This window comes from Streptomyces sparsus, assembly GCF_054776295.1.
In genome coordinates this window covers 1-1572 of sequence record NZ_BAAHCA010001041.1, presented here as the reverse complement: position 1 = coordinate 1572, position 1572 = coordinate 1, and the positions used below count along the sequence as shown (strand labels likewise).

Genomic DNA, 1572 nt, shown 5'->3' with positions numbered 1-1572 from the left:
GGGGAGCGGACGGGCGGGGGCGGGTGGCGGCCCGTGCGGTCGCACCGGGTGCGGGGCGGCGGGACACCGCGCACGCTGGACACATCGGGTCGGGCCCGCCGGCGGGACCTGGCCGATACGGTGTGTCGCCGGTCCCGGTCCTTGCGGGCGAGTGACGGAAGGCCGTTGATCGGGCATACTCCATTCGGCCGCAGCCGCTGGTCAGCCGCACTCGTGACCCGAGCAGGCAGTATCGGCGCGGCCTGGTTCGTCCGGCGGCGCCGCCACACTCCGAGCGCTCGTCGCCGCAGCGCCCGACAGGGAGGAGAGCGCCGCATGTCCGATCACGGCCCCCAGCCGGTTGACCGCCAGCTGCCCACCGAGGAGGCCCGGGACCTGCTGGGCCTGGTGCGGGAACTCGTGCAACGTGAGATCAAGCCGAGTGCCGCCGAGGAGGAGGAAGCCGGCCGCTTCCCGCGTGACCTCTTCTCCCTGCTCTCCGAGTCGGGGCTGCTGGCCCTGCCCTACGACGAGGAGTACGGCGGCGGCGACCAGCCCTACGAGGTCTACCTCCAGGTCCTGGAGGAGCTTGCCGCGGCCCGCCTCACGGTCGGCCTCGGCGTGAGCGTCCACACGCTCGCCTGCCACGCCACAGCCGAGTTCGGCAGCAAGGAGCAGCGTGCCGAGCACCTGCCGGGCATGCTCGGTGGCGGTCTGCTGGGCGCGTACTGCCTCTCCGAGCCGTCGGCGGGCTCCGACGCCGCCGCGCTGCGCACCCGCGCGACCCGGCAGGGCGACGAGTGGGTCATCGAGGGCACCAAGGCGTGGATCACCCACGGCGGTATGGCCGACTTCTACACCGTGCTGGCCCGGACGGGCGTGGAGGGCCCCCGGGGGATCACCGCGTTCCTGGTCCCCGGTGACGCCGAAGGGCTCACCGCCGCCGCGCCGGAGCGGAAGATGGGTGTGAAGGGCTCACCCACCGCCCAGCTGCACTTCGACGGCGTGCGGGTGCCCGACGCCCGCCGGATCGGCGACGAGGGCCAGGGCTTCGCGGTCGCGCTCGCCGCGCTCGACTCCGGACGCCTGGGCATCGCCGCCTGCGCGGTGGGCGTCGCCCAGGCCGCGCTCGACGAGGCGCTCACCTACACCGCGGCCCGGGAGCAGTTCGGCCGCCCGCTGGCCGACTTCCAGGGGCTGCGCTTCATGCTGGCCGACATGGCGACCCGCATCGAGGCGGGCCGGTCGCTGTACCTCACCGCTGCCCGGCTCCGCGACCGCGGGCTGCCGTTCGCCCGGCAGGCGGCGATGGCGAAGCTGTTCTGCACGGACGCCGCGATGCAGACCACCATCGACGCGGTGCAGCTCCTCGGCGGGTACGGCTACACCGCCGACTTCCCCGTCGAGCGCTACATGCGGGAGGCCAAGATGCTGCAGATAGTGGAGGGCACCAACCAGATCCAGCGGGTGGTCATCGCCAGGCACCTGGCCGGCCCCGAGTCCCGGTAGCCGCCACGTGCGGCGGCCGGTGGCCCGCCGGCCGGGAACGCGCACATCGGTCGGGGCGGGTGGGCGGCATTCCCTGCCGCCCAC

Annotated in this window: 1 protein-coding gene; it reads left to right on the top strand. The window is 74.2% G+C overall.

Annotation, left to right across the window (positions count from 1 at the left end):
* Window positions 1–315: 315 nt before the first annotated feature.
* Entirely contained in the window at window positions 316–1488 is a 1173-nt protein-coding gene (locus tag ACYVE9_RS26120) for an acyl-CoA dehydrogenase family protein (RefSeq protein ID WP_461030363.1), read from the top strand.
* Window positions 1489–1572: the final 84 nt, after the last annotated feature.